Here is a 21,066-nt window from a genome sequence, read left to right as displayed (position 1 = left end):
GCATAACTCCAGTCTTTCTTCCAAAATTTTCCAGAACAGTTCCATGTCACCGTTAGATGAGCAAGCCACATCAACTAAGTTAATGGTTACAACACCCTGATTGAAACGTCCATAGAATTTGTGGGTTCCGTCTGCGTTTCTCTGGCTGTCCTCAACTGTAAGGAAGCTTCTGCAGCCCATACATGGATAAACGCATCCCTGCTTCATTTCTTTCATAACCTTAGCTGAAATATAATCAGGAACCATTCTCTTGGCAGTACATTTTGCTGCAAGCTCCGTAAGTGCCCAGTATTTTGAATCCGGTGTAACATTATCTTCATCTAAAACATATATAATTTTAGGAAATGCCGGTGTAATCCAGACACCTTTTTCATTTTTAACACCTTGAATACGCTGTTTTAAAACCTCTTCTATAAGGGTAGCCAAATCATCCCTGGTCTGACCTTCCGGTACCTCATCAAGATACATAAACATTGTTACAAAAGGTGCCTGCCCATTACATGTCATAAGAGTAATCAGCTGATACTGAATAGTCTGGATACCACGGTTTATCTCATCCTTTAATCTTCTCTCGGCAATTTGTTTTACCTGCTCATCACTGTAATTCAAGTTGAGTTCATTTCTTTCAGCTAAAACTTCTTTGGTAATTTTTTCTCTGCTCACCTGAACAAAAGGTGCCAAATGTCCTAATGAAAATGACTGACCGCCGTACTGATTGCTGGCAACCTGTGCCACAATCTGTGTAGTAACATTGCAGGCTGTATAAAAGCTGTGAGGTGTATCTATTTTAGTTTCGGATATGCATGTTCCATTTTGAAGCATATCCTCTAAATTAATTAAGTCACAGTTGTGCTCCTTCTGTGCAAAATAGTCGGAATCATGGAAATGTATAATTCCCTGCTCATGAGCCTGAACAATATCCTCCGGCAATAAAATACGTTTAGTTAAATCCTTGCTGACTTCACCTGCCATATAATCTCTCTGGGTGGAGTTAATTGTAGGATTCTTGTTGGAATTTTCCTGTTTAACTTCTTCATTAATCTGATCAATAAGAGACAAAATTCCATCATCTGTTGTGTTGGCTTTTCTGGCTAATTCACGTGTATATCTGTATCTTACGTACTTCTGGGCTACCTCATATCCACGCATCTCCATGATGCCTCTCTCTACCATGTCCTGAATATCTTCAACTGCTACTGCATGGTTTGATTTTTCAATCTGGTCAACAACAAGATTTCCCACTGCCGCAATCTGATACTCGTTTAACTTATGTATAGGGGCAATCTCGTTATTTGCCTTCCTTATAGCATTAAGAATCTTGTTAACGTCGAACGAAACTTCCTGACCATTTCGTTTAATTACCTTTCTCAATAAAACTTCCATCTTTTCTCCCTCTCAAGCTCGAATACTATATCTTGTATATGCTTAAAGCATTATAGCACAACATATTCCATTTTGTACAGTGGCAATTGCAACATTTCTGAAATATTTCTTCTTTTTTTTACAAAATCTCCAATTATAGTTTTCCCTCATACAAAATGTTCTAAACTAACTTTTTAAACACCTTTTTAATTACAATTAACGACAGTACTGCTGCTAAAAAGTCGGATATCGGTGCAACATACATCATACCATCTATACCTAAATAGCCAAAGTTGTGGAAAATATATGGTAACACAATCATAAGTGGTATAAAGCATATAACCTGTCTTGTAAGAGACAAAAATGTTCCCTTGTTTGGTTCCCCTATAACAGTACAAAATGTTGATGTTATTGGCTGTATTCCGTCTAAGAAAGTCATAAATAAAAATATTCTGAAAAAGTTAATGGAAAACCTAAAATATTCAGGGCTTCCTGAACCGAATATGCTTATTATCTGTCTTGGGAACAGTTGGAATATTATAAATGCAATAGTTGAAATAATTGTATTGCAGGAAACGGCAAGCTTATAGGTCTTTTTAACTCTGTCATTTTTACCTGCTCCCCTGTTAAAACTGGCAATAGGCTGTATTCCCTGTGCCACACCTATACATATGGAGAAATACACCTGATTAACCTTCATTACAATTCCCGTACAGGCAAGGGGAATGTCCGCACCATAAGGGCTAAGGGCACCGTAATATGTCAGTGATTTATTCATTACAACCTGAACAAACATAATTGCCAGCTGATTTAAGCACTGTGCCATTCCAAGATGTACAGTTCTTCCTACTATCTTAAGTTGTGGTACAAAATGCTTTCCGTGAAGCTTAATGGTTTTAAAATGAATCAAGTACCATATAACCATAATTGAAGCTAAAATTTGTCCTATTACAGTAGCTATTGCTGCTCCTGCCATTTTCCAGTTAAATACCATGACAAAAAGGTAATCTAAAATTACATTTACAATGGCGCCTACAAGGTTACAGGCCATGGAAAACTTCGGACTTCCGTCTGCTCTTACTAAATGTGAACCACCAGATGAAATAATGGCAAAAGGAAATCCCAATGCCAGATATTTTGTATATTCCATGGCATACGGTAATACCGTATCTGTTGAACCAAAGAATAAAAGCAGGGGTTTTAATGCCGTAAGTCCCACAACAGACAGAACAACACCGATAATAAACATCATTGAAGCACTTACACCTATAAAATATGGTGCTTTTTCCTTTTCTCCTGCACCTAAGTTTAAATTAAATCCTGAAGCTCCACCTATTCCAAAAGCCAGTGCCGTAGCAATACATAGGGTGGTAAAGGGAAAGGCAACATTAGTGGCAGCATTTCCTAACTCTCCTACACACTGTCCTATAAAGATCTGATCTACTATATTGTACAAAGACATTACAAGCATTGATATAATACTTGGAACTGCAAATTTTCTAAGCAGCTTCCCCACTGGTTCCGTTCCTAAGGGATTTTCAATTTTCTCATTCATATTTGTCATTTCTTTTTTCCTTTATAATTTCATTTTCTTCTATTCTCATTATCGCCACAACATATAATACAACTCTATAAAGGAAAATTCAACCACAAATTCGAAATTAAATATTTTTCTAAAAAAATACCCTAATGTTTCATAATTTGCACCGGCACCTTCCGATTTAGGTTTTATATTGTTAAAAAATTAACTATATTTTACTTGTGCTTATTTTGTATGCTATGTTATAATTAATAATAGTTTTTATGACTGTTTTTTATTTGAATTATATGAAATGGAGAAATACATGAGAGGAATTTATTCAAACAAGACGGAGATACGTCATAAGGTATTTACGGAAGTTGCAAGAATGGCGTTTGAAGGCGGAGATTTCACACGAATTGAAGAACTGCCTTACAAAATCATTCCCGGTGAAATTGGAAAATATTACAATAACATTTTTATTGAACGTGCCATTGTAGGAGAACGTCTTCGTGCTACCATTGGACTTCCTATTAGAAAAGTGTCTGAGCATGCACCACTTTCAGATGGAATAGATGCCAGTGCCATTGATGAAAAGTATTATGACCCTCCTCTTATTAACATTATAAAATTTGCATGTCATGCATGCCCTGAAAAAAAGATTTTCGTAACCAACGGATGTCAGGGATGTATTGAGCATCCATGCGTTGAGGTTTGTCCAAAGAAAGCTATCCATATGGAAAATGGTCATTCCGTTATTGACCAGGATAAATGTATAAAATGTGGCAAGTGTTTAAATGCATGCCCTTACAATGCAATTATTAAACAGGAACGTCCCTGTGCAGCTGCCTGTGGCATGAATGCCATTAAATCTGATGAATACGGCAGAGCTGACATCGATTATGACCAGTGTGTGTCCTGTGGTATGTGTCTTGTAAGTTGTCCTTTTAGTGCTATTGTGGATAAAAGCCAGATTTTCCAGACAGTGCTGGCACTGAAAAGTGATACTCCTATATATGCAGCCATTGCCCCTTCCTTTGTAAAGCAATTCGGTGACGAGGTTACTCCTGCCATGGTAAGGGCTGCCCTTAAAGCTGTAGGTTTTGAAGAAATGGAAGAGGTAGCAATCGGTGCCGACCTTTGTGCTATTCAGGAAGCAGCTGATTTCATAAAAGAGGTTCCTGAACATTTGTCATGGCTTGGTACTTCATGTTGTCCTGCATGGTCTGTTATGGCTAAAAAGACTTTACCTGAATATGCTAATCATATTTCCATGACCCTTACTCCTATGGTTTTAACAGGACGTATGATTAAGAAACGCCATCCTGACTGTAAGGTAGTATTCATTGGTCCATGTGCTGCGAAAAAGCTTGAAGCAAGCCGTCGCTCAGTACGAAGCGATATTGACTTTGTTTTAACCTTTGAGGAAATGATGGGGATTTTTGATGCTAAGGGAATTGATTTTAATAATCTTGAACTAGAAGAATTCAGACAAACTTCCAGCTCCTATGGTAAGGGATTTGCTGCCAGTGGCGGTGTTGCCAATGCCGTTGTAAATGTTTTAAACAGTATTGACCCTGACCGTGAGGTAAAAACAGTTAAGGCGGAGGGATTAGCGGAATGCAAAAAAATGCTTATGTTAGCCAAAGCCGGAAAATATGACGGATATCTGTTAGAGGGAATGGCATGTCCCGGCGGATGTCTTGGTGGTGCAGGAGTTTTGGCTGATGTCAGAAAAGCAGGCATTGCTCTTGAACAGGACAAATCAAAATCTGAATTAACAAAACCGTCTCAGTCAGAATACTTAAAATATCTTCATTTAATAACAAAGGAGGAATTGTATGAAAATGAGGACTAGAACCATTACCGTTACAGCAGTAATGATTGCACTTTGCATAGCAGTACAGTTTTTTAAAGTTCCAACCTTTGCATACTCAGTTTATGTTATTGGTGGATTAATTAACCTGATACTTATTATTGATACATTATATTGCGGAATTGTTAGCGGTATTATAGTTTCAGCTGTTGCCCCTATTACATCTTTTATTATAACCGGGTCACCTGTTATTGCCGCTGTACCTATGATTCTTCCGTGTATTATGATAGGAAACATGGTTCTTGTGCTTTTTGCCTGGTTTGTCAGGTGCAAAAAGCTGGAACTTAATCTTTTGCCAATAAGCCTTATAGCAGGCTCTGTTGCCAAATGGGGTGTAATGACACTTCTTATTATCAGATGGGTTCTTCCATCCTTTGGAAAGGGATTAAGTCACGTAGCCTACAAGGCTGCAACAGTTACATATTCCACAACCCAGTTAATTGCGGCATTGTTTGGAACTGCATTAGCCTGTGTTATCTGGCCTATTGTGCGATTAGGTGTAAAACGTTCAAAATAAAAATTGTTTATGGATAGATATAAAATCAGTCTACAATTAATGCTTTCGGGTATACCCGGTTCATTAAATTGTCATCGTATTTTGTGTCTATCCATTTTTCTATGTTATTATTTGCATTCTTTCCCTTGCTTCTTTCCTGATATCTTGCAAGGGCAATACTTGATATGGAAACATTCACTAACATAAATGCCAGTAACATCCATGTAGCTATTATTCCCGGTTTCTTTGGGATTTTTTCAATAAGGGCAGACAGTAGCGGATATGCAACCTTAAACCAAACTATAGCCGCTATTCCCCAAAAAGAACAGTACAATAAATTAATTCGTCCTCCAAGGTTAAATGGCATATCGCTGTAATCCCAGAAAACAGTGCCAAAGGCTATTTCCGTAAAAACGCTGCATATGTACTCATATGCTCCCCCTAATATAGTTCCCGTAAAAAATAAAAACAAGATATTTTTATCTTTGTACTTATATAACAGTACCGTTATGGCAGCTACTCCTACCCCCCACACAATACTAAACTGTCCGTAAATAACACTGCTCCTGCTCATCCAGCTTCCCATAACTATACGACAGAAAACCGTCTCCACAATGTCTCCAAGGAACGCTCCTATGAAAAACAACATAACCACCTTATAGAAACTACATCCTGTGGCAAACTTTGTTTTATCCTTTTGTTCCCCTGTCCCCGGCTTGCTTCTTGTATATGCCTTTCCTAATCGGCTGTCAATAACACCATAAATTCTGTCACTTAAGTTTTTAGTTACAGTATCTAATATATCTTCTGCCTTTTTGCAATATTTTTCGCTTTTATGGTGTCCTGATAAAATAAGCATAGTGGCAAGGCCGTCAATAAATATAACTGCCAAAAGAATCCACACTATGATTTCCATTATATATACCGGGATAATTTTATAAATATTAATAAAGAGATCGTTGACCCATGTTTTTACAACAAAGCCCATTATCGCCCAGATAACCGAAGCACCAAGGCAGATATAACCGTCAAAGTTAAATTTGAAATTAGAATAGTCCCACCAGCGTTCATGGTACATCTTTTCAATAATATGTCCGCCGGTCCACTCAATAAGAGTGGCTACTATCATACTTCCAAATAGTAGCCAGAATCCGTTTAAGTCCCTAAGAATAACTGTAATGGCAACAGCTGAAATACCGTAAATCACACAGAAGGGTCCGTTAATGATTCCTCTGTTAACAAACCTTTTTCTTTTTATTGCAGCAATTGTTGTCTCAAATACCCATCCTAAAAATGAGTAAACTATAAATAAGTATATCAGTATATTCATTAGTACTTCCTTTGTTTTTTATTATAAATGTAATATGTTAATAAGGAAAACCCATGCAAGTCCGTAATATGTTACCGCAGCAACTAAATCGTTTACGGTAGAAATAAGAGGACCTGATGCAACTGCCGGGTCAAATCCGATTTTGTCAAGAATAATGGGAATAATAGCTCCTACAAAGCTTGATATTAACATAGCCAGTGCCAGTGCAACGCCGATACATCCTGAAATAGCAAAGGCATCCATAAACTGCTGTCCTCTGACAAGCCATATAAATACCCCTGTAAATATAAAGGAAATAGAACCTACTATAAGTCCATTAAAGAAACCTACACGCATTTCCTTAAATACAAATCCCAGCATCTGCTTAAATTCCAGTTCTTCGTCCATTAAAACCCTGATAGTCACCGCAAGGGACTGGGTTCCAACATTACCGGACATACCAAGAATAACTGACTGGAATGTAACAATAATCGGAAGTCCCACTATAACCTTTTCAAACATACTTATAACTGTAGATACAATCATGCCAAGCATAAGCAATATGATAAGCCATGGAACTCTTTTTTTAAGGCTCTGGGATAATGGTTCTTCTAATTCCTCCTCTGCAGCAAGACCTGCTAACTTAGCATAGTCCTCACCCATTTCTTCATCTACCACTTCTACCAAATCCTGAGAAGTAATAACACCTAAAATGTGATTGTCTTTATCCAATACCGGAATGGAATCCTCTGAGTAATCCTTTAATTCTTCAATACAGTCATCTACTGTTTCATGGTCATACACAAAAGGATATGAAGTGATAACTAATGATTCTAGTTCTACATATTCCCTTGCAACAATTAAGTCTTTTAAATCAATGGCTCCATAAAAGGTTCCATCTTCTTTTTTAACATATAACGTAGAAATGTTGTCATTGTCAGCAGCCTGTTCTACTAAACGTTTCATTGCCTGCTTTATGGTAAGGTCTAAGGATAAGCTAACATAATTGGTAGTCATCTTACTACCGATTTCATCTTCGTCATAGGACTGAATAAGATCAATATCCTTTTGTGCCTCTTTATCCATTAACTGGAGAAGCTCCTCACTTTTTTCTTCCTCTAATTCATCTAAGATATCAACGGCATCATCCGGCTCCATAGCCTCAAGAATATCTGCCGCTGTTTCATTATCTAATTCTTCAATGAACTCTTCCGGATCATCTAAATAAGCAAAAATTTCAGATACCCTGTCAAGACCTAAAAGGGCATATAATCTTCTACGCTCATTTACATCTAAGTCTTCTAAAACCGATGCTATATCATTTTCATGATAATCGTTTAACTTCTCTTTCTTAACATAAGCCGGTTCGTTGCCTCGTATTATATCTATAATTTCAGCTTCATAATCAGCTTTTTCAGGAATTTCATATTCCTGTGTTTCTATATTATTCTCTGTGCCTGACTCTTCTGTATCCTGTGGCTTTTTTTCTTCAAATTCTTTATTTTCTTCCATCATATACCTCCTTTCACATAAACAGAAAGTAAAGAATCCGCTACATAAAAATATAGCGGACTGTATATGTAAGAAGCTTGTATATGAATTTATGCACTTTAAGGACGAAACAGATGATGTGCATCAGTTTCGTCTATAGTATATTCATTATGCAAACTTCGCCCACAACTGTCACAACTATCCATCTGGTTCTCCTTCCATTTTATTATAAAAAATCGAAATAAAAACTTATGGCCAAAATAACCATAAGTTCTTATTAATTTATATATTTACTTTATCATTTTTTTTAGACAAATTCAACTGAAATATAAAATTATTCCACAGTGTGAACCTTTATCATATTAGTGGTTCCTGACTTTCCAAGAGGCACTCCTGATGTAATAACCACAATGTCATCCTTTTCCACTAAATGCTTTTCCTTTGCCACTTCCACAGCATAGTCAAACAATTCCAGCACATCGCCTTTCTCCTTAATAAGCACTGGTGTAACTCCCCAGGACATATTAAGCTGGCGGCATACTTTTTCACTTGTGCTTCCCGCGGTAATCATACAGTCCGGTCTGAATCTTGATAACATTCTTGCAGACCTTCCTGATTTAGTTACCGTAAGAATTGACTTTGCCCCAAGGTCATAAGCTGTAGTACATGTAGCATGACATACTGCCTGGGTAATATCACTTCCTTCACTTCTTTTCATATTAAAGAAACGCTGTTTATAGTTTATGTCCATTTCAGTACGTTCAGCGATTTTCGCCATGGTTTCAACGGCTTCCACCGGATATTTCCCTGCTGCTGTCTCTCCTGAAAGCATAATGGCACTGGTTCCATCGTAAATTGCATTTGCCACATCTGTGGTTTCTGCTCTTGTAGGACGAGGATTATTCATCATGGAATCCAGCATCTGAGTTGCAGTAATAACCTGTTTTCCTGCCTCATATACCTTTTTAATAATCATTTTCTGAATAATAGGAACTTCTTCCTCCGGAAGTTCAACTCCCATGTCTCCTCTGGCTACCATAATGGCATCTGCCTCATCTATAATGGAGTCTACATTTAAAATACCTTCACTATTTTCTATTTTTGCTATAATGTTGATGTTTTCCCCACCGTTTTCATCAAGAATTTTTCTTACGGCTTTTACATCTTCAGCTGTTCTTACAAAGGATGCGGCAATATAATCAACATCCTGCTGTATTCCAAATATAATGTCACTTTTATCCTGTTTACTCATGTACTCCATGTTAATATGAATATCAGGAACATTAACCCCTTTTCTGTTAGAAATTTTACCATCATTTTTTACTTCACAGACAATATCCGTTCCACTAATTTCCTTAACCTCTAACTTTACAAGACCATCATCAATAAGAATAATTGAGCCTATATTTACGTCTTTATATAAATCAGGAAATGTAATATTGACATGGTTTTCATCTCCCTTAACCTGTCTGTCTCCCACAAGGGTAAATTTCTGACCTGTATGAACAAAAATGGAATCATTTTCAAATATTCCTGTTCTTATTTCCGGTCCCTTTGTATCTAACAAAATGGCAACAGGCATATCACATTTCTTTCTGATTTCCTTTACCTTATCCATTCTTTTCTTATGTTCTTCGTGAGAACCATGGGAAAAGTTACATCTTGCCACATTCATTCCTACATTAATTAACTTTTCAAGTACACCATCAACGTCTGTTGACGGACCAAGAGTACATACTATCTTTGTCTTTCTCATTCTAATTTTCTCCTTTTACTTACCTACTACCATATTTCTATCAAACCACACTTATAATAACAATATATGAAATTATATACAAGTTAATTTTTGTTAAAGATTTTTAATATACATTTAACACTTTTAGGGGTATAATAACATTTAGATGTTTTGAAAGGATGTTACTAGTATAATGCAAAATTCAAATATTATTAGTACAGATAATTTAAGGGAGGATTTCACCTTGAAAATCACTCCCATAATAAAAAATGAAAAATTAAAACGAATGGATAAATATATACAACATGGCAACACCAGCACCCTAGAGCACTGTATTGCAGTTTCTTACATAAGTTACTGCATTGCAAGAAAATTCCATATCCGCTGTGATTACAACAGTCTTTTAAGAGGTTCTCTTTTACATGATTACTTTTTGTATGACTGGCATGACAAGGATGCTGCACACAAATGGCACGGTTTCCACCACGCAGCTGTAGCCCTGAAAAATGCCTCTAAGGATTTTGAACTCACTGACATTGAAATGGACATTATAGCAAAGCACATGTTTCCCCTTAATATTAAACTTCCAAGATATAAGGAAAGTTACATTGTAAGCCTTGCCGACAAAATATGTTCATCCTATGAGGTAATATGTAAGCGTGCATGCTACCGTTTTGAGTAAATTACTCATATTCCGTACCGCTATATACGCTGTGGGTAGGGTCTATGTTGCTGTTTATAAGGCTGTACATTAGATTTTCGTCTTCATCTGCATCAGATATGCTTGTTACATATCCACTTAAACCACTACACATATCTTCTAAATCCTCCTTTTCCCCTGTAAGGGCTAATGCATAGTATTTAGTTTCACCTTTATCCACCATATTTTTAATTTTTTTATAAAATTCCTCATATTCCGGATGTCCCAAAAAATTCAACACTTCAGGATGCTTTATCATAAAATCTAACCTTTCGGAAAAGCTGTCCTTTACGGTTTTCACATCTAATTCAGGACCTTCATCATAAACATAGCCATTTGCACTTCTATATATGAAGAAATTCTTTCCATTGTAAAAATATCCGTTACCTTTAAGAGTTAATCCGTCAACAGAATACATATTTGTATATCCCAAAGTCATTTCCTTTATGCTTCCCATACTTGACTGATCAATTCCTAAATATATACCTATTGGTGGGTACTTGTCATTAATTTCATAAGGATAAACCCCCACCCATTTTATACATGTATTATCCTGATAATAATTTTCTTCAAGAAGTTTTTTAAGCTGCGTATCCCCTATCAGCTTATTAAGAGAGATAAAAATATTATAAATCTTATTCTTTTTCATTTTCTTCAAGGTTGCCTTAAGATTGCCGTAATCTTCATCATCCTCGTTTATGGACATAATCTCTCCATCATCTAAATAACTCCGAAATTCCGGTTTTTCAACTGTAAGAGCTTTTTCTAAGGTAATCCCCACATAAGGCTGAATATTTTTCGTTATACGATAATAATACTGGCCCTTTTTATTATCAATTTCTCCTAAATTTTCAAAATAAGGAATGTACTGTCCTTTATTGTGAAACTGAAAAAGAGTCTCATATCCTAACTGGGCATCTGTTTTTTCTGAATACAGGGTCTTGCTGTCAATATTCCATTTGCTGTAAGGATAGTTTTCCTGAGCCTTTTCCTTTTTTACATATTTAACCATAGGGTCAATTTTTATAACATATACTGCTATTGTCGTAACAATCATAGCTGCCATTATACAAGACAAAACCACAAAGGGAACATTAATTTTCTTATGTTCCCCTGTGGTTTCATCTATATTCTCATTATTTGATTTCTTACTTTCCGGCTCCTCCCGACTGTCATTTATTGTAACAACATCATCTTCAATAGAATTTTTATTCTCTGATTCATAGCCTTCATGGATGTTTTCCTTTGCTTCTTTACGTCTTTTTAACTCACTTTCCACAAATTCCTGTTCTTCTTTTGTTACCTGTCCCCAGTTATACTTTTCATAAAGCTCCTTAAAATCCATATGTCCCTCTCTTTTATCCTTTAGTCCCTAGACAACAATATTCTGTCATTATCAAATTCCTTTTGTTTCTTTGCAGAATACATTTTTATCATATCATCTATGGTCATATTTTCTCTCTCTTTACCGGATAAATCAAGTATAATTTCCCCTGAGTCAAGCATTATGGTTCTTGAGCCTGTATTTAATGACTGATTTAGATTATGGGTAATCATCATAGTGGTAATATTATTTTCTGACACAATCTGCTTTGTTATTTCCATTACCCTTTTAGCCGTTGCCGGGTCAAGGGCTGCGGTATGCTCATCTAAAAGCAAAAGTTTTGGAATTGAAAGGGTACACATTAAAAGAGTAACCACCTGTCTCTGACCACCTGACAAAAGCCCGATTTTAGTTTTCATTCTGTCTTCTATGCCCATATTGTATCTTGCCAGATTTTCCCTGAAAAACTCAGCCTTTTTCTTTGTTAATGCTCTTGAAAAAGGTGATGAATGTTTTTGCGATCTTGTATAAGCTAACGCGAGATTTTCTTCAATAGTCATGTTAGGTGCCGTTCCTCTCATGGGGTCCTGAAAAACACGACCTATCATTTTTGCCCTGGCATGCTCACTTTTATATGTAATTTCTTCATTATCCAAAAATATATGTCCTGAATCCACGAGGAAGCTACCGCAAATTGCATTAAAAAGTGTACTTTTTCCTGCTCCGTTTGAGCCTACAACTGTAACAAATTCCCCATCCTCCAATGAAAGGGACATATTTTTTATGGCAACGTGTTCATTAACTGTTCCTTTGGCAAAAACCTTTGAAATATTCTTTACTTCTAACATTACATCTCCGCCTTTCTGCTTCTCTTTTCCGCAATTTTTTCCTTTATTGCAGGAATTGCAAGAGTAATGGCAACAATAAGTGCACATGTAAGCTTCATAAGATTTGCGCTTTTATCACCAAATAAATTCTGTCTTATAACAAATGCCACTATAAGCTTGTATATAACAGAACCTGTAACTGCTGAAATAACTCCTATGGCAGCGCCTCTTTTTCCAAATATTGCCTCACCAATAATTACTGCTGCTAATCCATAAATAAGAGTACCGTTAGCAGTATTTATGTCTGAATATCCAACGCTTTGTGATGCCATGGCTCCTGATAAACCAATTAATGCATTGGCAATCATAAGACCTATGATTTTGGTTCTGTCAACATTTATTGATGATGCTCTTACCATATCAGGATTATCTCCTGTGGCTCTTATGCAAAGTCCCATATGGGTTTTAAAGAACCAGATAATTACAGCTATAACCAACACAACAATAATAAAACTTACCACAGCTTTTAACATACTTGTGTTAAACTGACCTGTTATTCCAAGCAATTCCTTTATTTTATCAAATATTGTTATTTTGCCGTAACTTAAGTTAGTTGTGGCTCCCTTGTCTGTTAATGAATAGCATACAAGATTAATGGAATATAATGCACTCATGGTTATTATTCCTGCTAATACCGGATGAACACTAAGCTTTGTCTGTAAACATCCCGTAATAAATCCTGCCAATGTACCGGCAACTATTCCTGCTAAAAGTGCCAGTGCCGGGTGTCCGTTTAAAGACACCAGCACCGATATAACTGCTCCAAAGCCGAAGCTTCCTTCAGTTGTTAAATCCGGAATATCCAATATTCTAAGTGAAATATATATACCCATTGCCAGCAATCCATATATAAAGCAATCCGGCAGATTGGTTAAATAATACTGTAATTCTATCATTACTAAATCTCCTCATCCATTACTGAATTTCGTTAATATCATACTTTGTTTTAATCTGGTCTTTTGTAATACCAAGAGCTTTCATGGCATTGGTGTTTACTGAGCAATAATCAATTCCAACTACCTGTGAAGGAATATCTTTAACTTTCTTTCCGTCAAAGTAATCCATTGCCATATCTACTGTTTTTTTACCAATTCCCTTATCGTCAATGGCAAGGGTTGCAAAACATCCTGAGGCAACTGTTGTAGCCGATGAACAATATGTTGGGATTTTCTTTTCATTGCAAATTTCTGCTAACTTTGCAACTCCGTCCTGAATAATTGAATCATTTGGTACGAAAATGGCATCTACACCTTCATTTATAAGAGCATTGGTTGCTGTTTCAATATCACTTGATGTAGGTGCTGTTTTTTCAACATATTCAATGTTCTTTGATTTTAAATATTCCTCAACCTGCTTAATTGTGTTTGTTGCATTGTCTTCATTGCCACTGTAAATAAGTCCGTATTTTTTAGCCGGTGTTGTACTTTGTGCTAAATCAATAATGTCTGATACCGGAATGGCATTTGATGTACCTGTGGCGTTTTTATCAGGACTATCCATATCAGATAAAACTCCTGCTGCAACCGGTGCTGAAACTGCACAGAAGAAAACCGGTGTGTCTGATTCTAAATTAACAAATGCCTGGGTAGGTGGTGTTGCAATGGTAAATACCATGTCATATGTTCCGTCTGTCATGTTATTGGCAATAGTTGAAAGGGTTGTAGCATCACCTGATGCACACTGATAATCAATTGTAGCTGTATCACTTGTGTATCCCTTGCTTGCTAACTCTTCTATGATTCCCTCTTTCATATCAGTAAAGGCACCATTTTCCACCATGGTTACGATACCGATTTTTTTCTTGTCTGCCTTTTGTGAGGCATCAGCTGATTTGTCATTGCTTCCGCAGCCTGTAAAAATTGTTGCTGCCATAGCGGTTGTTAATAAAATACTTAATACTCTTCCTTTTCTCATGTTCTTATCTCCTTATAAAAAAATATTTATTAACAGATAACCACCTATGCCATATAAGCTTAAGGAATTTTATACAATAAAAAAGTCCCTGACAGTAGGATTACTCTACTATCAAGGACGGATATTCATAAAATCATATTCCGCGGTGCCACCTTGATTCGCAATAAAAAATGCGCTCTCAACGGGTACTAACATACCCTGTGCAACTAACGTATGCCTTCACGTCACAAAATACTAACATAAATGCTTTGTTCTATGCCCTCTGCGGTCCATTTAGTAAGCTGCGTTCTGCAGGTTCTCAGCCTCCCTGCTCTCTGTAAGTGCACGATTTACTTTTATCTCCGCATCAACGGTTTCAATGGTCATCTTTAATTATGTGGCAATTATATCTCACATAATATTTATCGTCAATATAAAATTTTATAGTTTTATAATAAACTTAAATTTATAAACCTAAAATACAAACTTTTCTACCACTTTGGCAATTCCATCTTCATTATTTGAATCTGTCACATAATCTGCCACCTGTTTTACTTCATCTACGGCATTTTCCATTGCCACACCTATGCCGGCATATTTAACCATGGAAATATCATTATAACCGTCACCACAGGCTATGGTATTCTCCTTCCTTATTTTAAGTTTATTTACAAGAACCTCTATGGATGCCGCCTTATCAATTCCTTTAGGCATAATTTCAATAAAATAATCTGCCGAACGGCTGATGCTTAATTGATTTTTGTACTTTTGAGCTAAAATCTGTTCATGTTTTGCGGCAATTTCCGGTGGTGCAGTCATTAACAGCTTATTGGGATTATATGTTACATATTCCTCCATATCCGTTTCATAAACAGGTATTTTATTTATAAAGGATTCCGTTTCAATGTATTTGTCCATTCTTGTTCCAACAATAATCCGTTTATCATCGTAGGTTATAAGCCCTATATCATTTTCTTTGGCATATTTTAACAATGGACTTATATACTTTCTGTCTAACACCTGTTCAAACACAACCTCGTTGGTTTTCGCATTTATAATTTTTCCACCGTTAAATGCCATAATATAGCCTCCGAATTTTTCCAGTTCCACAGCTTTTGCCACAGGCAAAATTCCGGGAGTTGGTCTTCCCGATGCCAAAACAACTATATGCCCTGCCTTTTGCATTTCTAAAAGTGCCTTTTGAGTAAGGGGCGTAACCTTCTTTTCATCGTTAGTTAATGTTCCATCTAAATCTAAAAAAATAATCTTTTTATCCATAAAATCCTCTTTAGTGTAGTTTTATTTTAATGCTTCAAGCTTTCTCATGGCTTCTGACAGCATTTCCCCAGTAATAACATATGGATTATGCTCAATGTCCTTCATTACAACTGCTCCTTTTGCCAAATCATCTATCTGACTTTTTTCAAATTCCAAGTCCTCTAAACATGTAGGAAGTCCAACGGATTTATTGAAATTATATACTCTTTCAAAATCTTCCGTGTTTTGGTCTACCAGTAAAAGATTTAGCACTCCGTAACTTACCACCTCCCCATGAAGATGTTTTTTTTCAATATGAGGATATGATGTCATGGAATAAAATATTGCATGTGCCAATCCTGAATTGTAATGTACCGTATGCTCTGCAGTAAGATAAATAGATGCCAATGCAGTTGATACAATTATTGCCAAAACTACCTGCTCGTAGGCTTTTGACAGCTGATTATTACGGTTTGATTCCATTGCCTCTTTTCCGTACTCCATAATAGGCTCGTAACACATTTTGCTGTTATTTACCCCCATGGCAAAATAATGAGGAAGTACTTCTCCCTTCGAAGACATAACTGCCTCAAAATATTTGGCATAGGTATCTCCCATGCCTGCCCATAAATATTTTTCCGGAGAATTAACGGTTATTTCCGTGTTAATAAATGCATGTACCGGCGGTGCAGGATAAAAGAAAGGCTCCTTAAAACGTCCGTCAGGATAATACATTATGGATACGCTGGTGCAGGCAGAGCAGTTAGAAGCAATAGTTGGAAAAGAAAATACCGGCTTGTTAATTTTTACTCCAAGGCACTTTCCTGTATCCGTGGATTTTCCTCCTCCAATGGCAAAAATCATATCTGCCTTTATAACTGCCGGATTTTCCATTAGCTTTTCTACATTCTCGTATGTTGCCTCTCCTCCATACCATAAAAAATCAATTATTTCCATGGAAGAATCTTTTATGGCTTCTAATATTTTGTCTTTAGCGGCAGCTAAGGCTTTATGTCCTCCTATTGCAACTATTTTATTTCCATATTTACCACATATCTCAGGTATTTCTTTATAAACGTCCTTTCCAATAGAATAACTTGGAAGATGTATGCTGTAATTTTCCATTTGGTTTTCTCCTTGATTGTGTATTGCCCCCTCCCTTCGGTCAGCGGCATTTCGTCGAAAACGTCCTTATAAATGAACTTCGTTCATTTGGTTTTCTCCTCTAATTTTATATGTTCTCTTATAACATCACATGAAGAAGCGAACAGCTTATTTTCCTCTTCTGTCAATTTTAACTCAATTATTTCTTCAATTCCGTTCCGTCCTATAATACAGGGAACACCGGCATTTACATTATTTTGACCATATTCTCCCTCTAACAATACTGATGCCGGAAGGACTCTGTGTTCGTTAGTTAGCACCGCCTTTGCCATATCTGCTAAGGCTGCTCCTATTCCAAATTCCGTGGAACCTTTTCCGTTAATAATGTCCATGCCTCTCATATGGGTGCATTCAGTAACCTTCTCTTCACTAAAATCTATGCACCGGTCACCATGTTCTTTAACGAATTTGTCATAAGCATCTCCGTTAATTGTAAGGTGTGAAAAAGGTACCATAGAGGAGTCCCCATGTTCTCCCATTGCAAATCCAATTACACTGTGGGGGTCCACCTTGCACAAATCTGCCACTGTCCGCCTTGTTCTGGCAGTATCTAGTGACGTTCCCGTGCCAAACACCCTGTTTTTAGGAAGTCCTGTATGCTTTCTTACATAGTAGGCAATTATATCCGCAGGATTTGTTATTGTGATAATTATTCCCTTTATGTCTGTTTTATTTAAATTATCCACAACATCCTTTATACATTCAATTGATGCCCCTAATGTATCAAGCCTGGTTTGTCCCGGAAGCCTTGGCACCCCTGCACTGATAACAATAATATCTGCATCTTCGCAGTCCCTGTAATCTCCCGTTCTGATAATCGGAGCCGATGACAAAAAGCATACACTGTCTGCTAAATCCATTGCCTGACTTTTAGCCTTGACTTCATCCTTATCTATAAAAACTATTTCATCACAAATGTTTTGAAAGGACAGTGCCGCTGCACAGTGGGTTCCTACGTGACCTGCACCGATAATCACTATTTTTCTGTTGTATAACATAGTACCATCTCCTTTATATTTTCCCATTATACCTATTTTTTTCTAGAAGAGAAATCTTAATGCGTTAAATATCCAGCCTAGATATTTATGCAGGTTTTCTTTTTCCCCTGATATTTCCTTCATTTTCATTCCCTTAGGCAAATCCTTGTACTCACTAAGATTTTTTACTGTAGCTGCCTTTTCTTCGTATAAAAGCATATTATTTTTTAACTGCTTTGTAACTTCCCTGCTGTTAATGGCAAGCATTAATTCAGTGTCAATATAAGCACTTCTCATATCCATGTTAAAGGAGCCTACTATTGCCATATCATCATCTATTGTCATGCTTTTTCCGTGATAGGAAATTCCTCCCTCATATTCCTTTATGGTCATTTTAGTGTCTATTATTTTTTCTTTGTTGCTCATGTAATCTATGGCACCAAAAAGATTTCCGTTATTTTCAGCAGAATTAAACATTATTGTGGTTTTATCCCCTATTTTAGACAAACCTTCATACATATAGTCATCACATATAATGTAAGGAGTATGTATTTTAACTTCAGATTTTGCATTTTCAGCTAATTTCATTAAAGTGTAAAATACCACCGGCTCCTTTGAATATATTGTGGTTGGATTACTTATAAGGGTTATTTTATTAGTTTCATAAGTATTTTTTTCATAATTATACTCACTGCTTAAAAACTTATCATATTTTTCAGAGAGCCTTGTATAACGCTCCTTTAAGTAATCTCCTGCTTCCTTCACCTTTTTCTTTTTTGCTATTTTAGTGCTATTGTGAAATACACTGCAGCATTTTAATGAAGTAATATCCTTATAATATTTCTTTATCTGATATATGGAGCTGTCACTTTTTTCCTTCTTGTATTCAGTATTATATACTAAAACATCCCTGTCGTAATTTTTGTGTCCCTTATAGTCTCCAAGAAAATACCCAAATGTGTTCCGACCTCCAAGCATATACGCCTTATTGTCAGAAATCAGGTATTTATCGTGCATTCTCCCCAATCCCTTCCATGGAGTCAAAAGATTTATTTTGTTGTAAATAATGATTTTGATGTTAGGGTTACAGCTTAAAGCATAGAAATAATTATTTCTCTCCATTCTAAGTTCTGAGTTAAAGCCGTCAGCAAAAATTTCCACCTTAACTCCTCTGTTTGCCGCATCAAGAAGAGCTGACAGCATATCTTTTCCTGCCTCATCACTTCTAAAATCAAAGGTTGACATAACAATGTTATTTTTTGCATCCTTAATAAGCTTCAAACGCATTTTCAGGGCTTCTTCGTTGTCCTCAATAATTACTGCCCTGTCAACACCCTTCTTATCACTGTAAAAATTAGTATTTTCCACCTTTTTTTCAGTATCTTTAGTTATATTATTATGGATTAAGAACGGAGCAATGCCACCAATTACCAAATACACAATAAACAAAAGAAATACCACTGCAAAGGTTCTTATAACCCTTCTTACCTTGAATTTCTTTTTCTTTCTTTTTTGCCTGAAAACAGAATAAATGATACTTAATATTATTAAAATAAGTACAATAAAAATCCCTTTAACCACTTAAATCACCTTTTTTGTTTTTTAATGCTATCTGTACCATTATAATGCCTTTAGTGAATAATTAAAATACATTTTTCCATAGAAAAAACAACAGCGACATTTGCCACTGTTGTTTTTTTATTATGATAATTATATTATTTTCCTTCTACGGCCTTAAATGCTTCATCTAAATCTTCAATAATATCATCAATGTTTTCTGTACCAATTGAAAGTCTGATGGTATTTGGATTAATGTTCTGTTCTGCTAACTCTTCAGCTGTGCACTGGCTATGTGTTGTTGTTGCAGGATGAATAACTAATGACTTAACATCTGCAACGTTTGCAAGTAATGAGAACAGCTGTAAATTATCAATAAACTTATGAGCTTCTTCCTGTCCGCCTTTGATGTCAAATGTAAAGATACTTGCACCGCCATTTGGGAAATATCTTTCGTAAAGTGCATGGTCAGGATGATCAGGTAATGATGGATGATTTACCTTTTCAACTAACGGATGATTTGATAAATATTCAACTACCTTCTTTGTATTTTCATTATGACGCTCAATTCTAAGAGATAATGTTTCTGTTCCCTGAAGTAATAAGAAAGCATTAAATGGTGAAATTGTTGCACCTGTATCTCTAAGTAAAATTGCTCTGATATATGTTGCAAATGCTGCAGGACCTGCTGCCTCTGTAAACTTAACTCCATGATAGCTTGGGTTTGGCTCTGAAATTCCAGGATATCTGCCACTTGCAGCCCAGTCAAATGTACCGCCATCAACGATTACGCCACCAAGTGATGTACCATGTCCACCAATAAACTTAGTTGCTGAATGAACAACAATGTCTGCACCATGCTCAATTGGACGGATAAGGTATGGTGTACCAAATGTGTTATCCACTACTACAGGAAGTCCGTGCTTATGTGCGATTTCTGCAATGGCATCAATGTCAGGAATATCACTGTTAGGATTTCCTAATGTTTCAAGGTAAATTGCCTTTGTATTGTCCTGAATTGCACCTTCAACTTCTTCTAAATTATGAGCATCTACAAATGTAGCTGTAATGCCATAGTTTGGTAATGTGTGAGCTAAAAGGTTTGATGTTCCACCGTAAATTGTCTTCTGGGCAACAATGTGTTCTCCGGCACCTGCTAATGCCTGAATTGTGTATGTAATTGCTGCTGCTCCTGATGCTACAGCTAAACCTGCAACACCACCCTCAAGCTTAGCGATTCTGTCTTCAAACACACCCTGAGTTGAGTTTGTTAATCTTCCGTAAATGTTTCCTGCGTCAGCTAATCCAAATCTTGCTGCTGCATGCTCTGAATTTCTAAACACATATGATGTTGTCTGGTAAATTGGAACTGCTCTTGCATCTGTTGCCGGATCAGGCTGTTCCTGTCCTACGTGTAACTGTAATGTTTCAAATTTATAATTTCTGTTGCTCATATTTATTCTCCTTCGATTTGTTTTTAGCTTATCTGCACGTCTCTCAAAGACGTGCAGTTCGATTT

General features: G+C 36.4%; 17 protein-coding genes. 3 read left to right on the top strand and 14 right to left on the bottom strand.

What is annotated here, in order from left to right; translation table 11 throughout:
* Together nrdD and Q5O30_RS01050 are read right to left on the bottom strand one after the other, a co-directional pair.
* Window positions 1-1,383, bottom strand: a 1,383-nt coding sequence (nrdD, locus tag Q5O30_RS01055; RefSeq protein ID WP_302674495.1) for an anaerobic ribonucleoside-triphosphate reductase, incomplete at its 3' end; no start/stop codon positions are given.
* Between the two features lie 160 nt (window positions 1,384-1,543).
* Window positions 1,544-2,926, bottom strand: coding sequence for an MATE family efflux transporter (locus Q5O30_RS01050; protein WP_021951918.1), 1,383 nt, complete (start codon window positions 2,924-2,926; stop codon window positions 1,544-1,546).
* A 280-nt stretch (window positions 2,927-3,206) separates the two neighbouring features.
* Between Q5O30_RS01050 and Q5O30_RS01045 the strand changes: the two genes are divergently transcribed.
* A complete protein-coding gene (locus Q5O30_RS01045) occupies window positions 3,207-4,739 on the top strand; it encodes a 4Fe-4S dicluster domain-containing protein (RefSeq protein WP_021951917.1) in 1,533 nt (510 codons plus the stop codon).
* Window positions 4,723-5,274, top strand: a complete 552-nt coding sequence (locus Q5O30_RS01040) for an ECF transporter S component (RefSeq protein WP_021951916.1) — start codon at window positions 4,723-4,725, stop codon at window positions 5,272-5,274. The genes Q5O30_RS01045 and Q5O30_RS01040 overlap by 17 nt, the downstream gene beginning before the upstream one ends.
* Window positions 5,275-5,299: 25 nt before the next feature.
* Here Q5O30_RS01040 and Q5O30_RS01035 read toward each other — a convergent pair whose 3' ends face one another.
* The 3 genes from Q5O30_RS01035 to pyk form a co-directional block, all read right to left on the bottom strand.
* A complete protein-coding gene (locus Q5O30_RS01035) occupies window positions 5,300-6,583 on the bottom strand; it encodes a putative ABC transporter permease (RefSeq protein WP_021951915.1) in 1,284 nt (427 codons plus the stop codon).
* Window positions 6,584-6,604: 21 nt separating this feature from the next.
* Window positions 6,605-8,074 (bottom strand): magnesium transporter, encoded by a 1,470-nt coding sequence (mgtE, locus tag Q5O30_RS01030; protein WP_021951914.1) that lies wholly within the window; start codon window positions 8,072-8,074, stop codon window positions 6,605-6,607.
* 313 nt (window positions 8,075-8,387) lie between these two features.
* Complete coding sequence (gene pyk / locus Q5O30_RS01025) at window positions 8,388-9,809, bottom strand: pyruvate kinase (protein WP_021951913.1); 1,422 nt, start codon at window positions 9,807-9,809, stop codon at window positions 8,388-8,390.
* Window positions 9,810-9,981: 172 nt separating this feature from the next.
* On the opposite strand from pyk, the gene Q5O30_RS01020 reads away from it, so the two are divergent.
* Window positions 9,982-10,470, top strand: coding sequence for an HD domain-containing protein (locus tag Q5O30_RS01020; protein WP_021951912.1), 489 nt, complete (start codon window positions 9,982-9,984; stop codon window positions 10,468-10,470).
* A 1-nt stretch (window position 10,471) separates the two neighbouring features.
* On the opposite strand, the gene Q5O30_RS01015 is transcribed toward Q5O30_RS01020, so the two are convergent.
* The 9 genes from Q5O30_RS01015 to Q5O30_RS00975 all read right to left on the bottom strand — a co-directional run bounded on the left by Q5O30_RS01015 (window position 10,472) and on the right by Q5O30_RS00975 (window position 21,001).
* A complete protein-coding gene (locus tag Q5O30_RS01015; protein ID WP_021951911.1) occupies window positions 10,472-11,833 on the bottom strand; it encodes an anti sigma factor C-terminal domain-containing protein in 1,362 nt (453 codons plus the stop codon).
* Between the two features lie 20 nt (window positions 11,834-11,853).
* On the bottom strand, window positions 11,854-12,660 hold the full coding sequence (locus Q5O30_RS01010) for an ABC transporter ATP-binding protein (RefSeq protein ID WP_021951910.1): 807 nt from the start codon (window positions 12,658-12,660) through the stop codon (window positions 11,854-11,856).
* Window positions 12,660-13,595, bottom strand: coding sequence for an ABC transporter permease (locus Q5O30_RS01005; RefSeq protein WP_021951909.1), 936 nt, complete (start codon window positions 13,593-13,595; stop codon window positions 12,660-12,662). Before Q5O30_RS01005 ends, Q5O30_RS01010 begins: the two co-directional genes overlap by 1 nt.
* Before the next feature lie 19 nt (window positions 13,596-13,614).
* Window positions 13,615-14,613 (bottom strand): ABC transporter substrate-binding protein, encoded by a 999-nt coding sequence (locus tag Q5O30_RS01000; RefSeq protein WP_021951908.1) that lies wholly within the window; start codon window positions 14,611-14,613, stop codon window positions 13,615-13,617.
* A 453-nt stretch (window positions 14,614-15,066) separates the two neighbouring features.
* Window positions 15,067-15,870, bottom strand: a complete 804-nt coding sequence (locus Q5O30_RS00995; RefSeq protein WP_021951907.1) for a Cof-type HAD-IIB family hydrolase — start codon at window positions 15,868-15,870, stop codon at window positions 15,067-15,069.
* A gap of 21 nt (window positions 15,871-15,891) precedes the next feature.
* Window positions 15,892-16,974, bottom strand: coding sequence for an iron-containing alcohol dehydrogenase family protein (locus Q5O30_RS00990; RefSeq protein WP_021951906.1), 1,083 nt, complete (start codon window positions 16,972-16,974; stop codon window positions 15,892-15,894).
* Window positions 16,975-17,057: 83 nt separating this feature from the next.
* Window positions 17,058-18,011: an L-lactate dehydrogenase gene (locus tag Q5O30_RS00985; protein ID WP_021951905.1), complete on the bottom strand. Its 954-nt coding sequence runs from the start codon at window positions 18,009-18,011 to the stop codon at window positions 17,058-17,060.
* 42 nt (window positions 18,012-18,053) lie between these two features.
* Entirely contained in the window at window positions 18,054-19,571 is a 1,518-nt protein-coding gene (locus tag Q5O30_RS00980; RefSeq protein ID WP_021951904.1) for a phospholipase D family protein, read from the bottom strand.
* Between the two features lie 134 nt (window positions 19,572-19,705).
* On the bottom strand, window positions 19,706-21,001 hold the full coding sequence (locus tag Q5O30_RS00975) for an O-acetylhomoserine aminocarboxypropyltransferase/cysteine synthase family protein (RefSeq protein WP_021951903.1): 1,296 nt from the start codon (window positions 20,999-21,001) through the stop codon (window positions 19,706-19,708).
* Window positions 21,002-21,066: the final 65 nt, after the last annotated feature.

It is taken from the genome of Eubacterium sp. CAG:161, from assembly GCF_000432355.1.
GTDB classification, from domain to species: domain Bacteria; phylum Bacillota; class Clostridia; order Lachnospirales; family Lachnospiraceae; genus Eubacterium_G; species Eubacterium_G segne.
Note: the sequence above shows the minus strand (reverse complement) of the source record. Positions and strands in the feature narration are given on the sequence as shown.

Excerpts from the sequence above, each read along its gene's own strand:
- Q5O30_RS01050 (WP_021951918.1), bottom strand. The coding sequence starts at position 2,926 with ATGACAAATATGAATGAGAAAATTGAAAATCCCTTAGGAACGGAACCA.
- Q5O30_RS01045 (WP_021951917.1), top strand. The coding sequence starts at position 3,207 with ATGAGAGGAATTTATTCAAACAAGACGGAGATACGTCATAAGGTATTT.
- Q5O30_RS01040 (WP_021951916.1), top strand. The coding sequence starts at position 4,723 with ATGAAAATGAGGACTAGAACCATTACCGTTACAGCAGTAATGATTGCA.
- Q5O30_RS01035 (WP_021951915.1), bottom strand. The coding sequence starts at position 6,583 with ATGAATATACTGATATACTTATTTATAGTTTACTCATTTTTAGGATGG.
- mgtE (WP_021951914.1), bottom strand. The coding sequence starts at position 8,074 with ATGGAAGAAAATAAAGAATTTGAAGAAAAAAAGCCACAGGATACAGAA.
- pyk (WP_021951913.1), bottom strand. The coding sequence starts at position 9,809 with ATGAGAAAGACAAAGATAGTATGTACTCTTGGTCCGTCAACAGACGTT.
- Q5O30_RS01020 (WP_021951912.1), top strand. The coding sequence starts at position 9,982 with ATGCAAAATTCAAATATTATTAGTACAGATAATTTAAGGGAGGATTTC.
- Q5O30_RS01015 (WP_021951911.1), bottom strand. The coding sequence starts at position 11,833 with ATGGATTTTAAGGAGCTTTATGAAAAGTATAACTGGGGACAGGTAACA.
- Q5O30_RS01010 (WP_021951910.1), bottom strand. The coding sequence starts at position 12,660 with ATGTTAGAAGTAAAGAATATTTCAAAGGTTTTTGCCAAAGGAACAGTT.
- Q5O30_RS01005 (WP_021951909.1), bottom strand. The coding sequence starts at position 13,595 with ATGATAGAATTACAGTATTATTTAACCAATCTGCCGGATTGCTTTATA.
- Q5O30_RS01000 (WP_021951908.1), bottom strand. The coding sequence starts at position 14,613 with ATGAGAAAAGGAAGAGTATTAAGTATTTTATTAACAACCGCTATGGCA.
- Q5O30_RS00995 (WP_021951907.1), bottom strand. The coding sequence starts at position 15,870 with ATGGATAAAAAGATTATTTTTTTAGATTTAGATGGAACATTAACTAAC.
- Q5O30_RS00990 (WP_021951906.1), bottom strand. The coding sequence starts at position 16,974 with ATGGAAAATTACAGCATACATCTTCCAAGTTATTCTATTGGAAAGGAC.
- Q5O30_RS00985 (WP_021951905.1), bottom strand. The coding sequence starts at position 18,011 with ATGTTATACAACAGAAAAATAGTGATTATCGGTGCAGGTCACGTAGGA.
- Q5O30_RS00975 (WP_021951903.1), bottom strand. The coding sequence starts at position 21,001 with ATGAGCAACAGAAATTATAAATTTGAAACATTACAGTTACACGTAGGA.